The following is a 515-nucleotide window of genomic DNA, read 5'->3' as shown; positions in this document are numbered from 1 at the left end:
CCCCGCGGTGGGCGGCATCGCCGCCGCCGTTCCCGCGAGTCTCGCCGGCGGCCTTGCGTGTGCGTTCGCGTTCCCCATCTTGGGACGTTTCCGCAGACGCCTCTAGACCCGCGACCCCGGTCGCGAATGAGCATCCCCCCTCCCGCAATACCGCTTGTCCCAGAAGTACGCAACTGAACACCGAATCACCACTACACCCGAAAGGTACTGAGTTGACACTCAAGAAGATCGCCGCGTTCGGCGCGGCATTCGGAGTCGCGATCGCCGGCTTCGGCGCGGCGACCGCGGCTCACGCTGACCCGGTCTCCGATGGCTACTCCATCGTCGGTTCCGACACCCTGCAGGACGCCGTTGCGGCCATCGCGAACGGTACGACCATCTCCGGCGCGTCGGTGAAGGTCAGCGGCGCGGGCAAGGTGCTCGCGTCGTGGGACGCCTTCACCCTCGGTGTGACCGGCGGCGTCGGCAGCATCCAGACCAAGCCCTTCGGCCCGGTCTTCGACCGCCCGAACGGC

At 68.2% G+C, this 515-nt stretch carries 1 protein-coding gene; it reads left to right on the top strand.

Features of this window, described 5'->3' with window-relative positions; translation table 11 throughout:
- Positions 1–212: 212 nt before the first annotated feature.
- Positions 213–515 (top strand): hypothetical protein (locus tag ASG00_RS15430; RefSeq protein ID WP_162238388.1); only part of this gene is annotated, 303 nt, incomplete at its 3' end.

It is taken from the genome of Microbacterium sp. Leaf351, from assembly GCF_001423825.1.
Lineage (GTDB): Bacteria > Actinomycetota > Actinomycetes > Actinomycetales > Microbacteriaceae > Microbacterium > Microbacterium ginsengisoli.
Note: the sequence above shows the minus strand (reverse complement) of the source record. Positions and strands in the feature narration are given on the sequence as shown.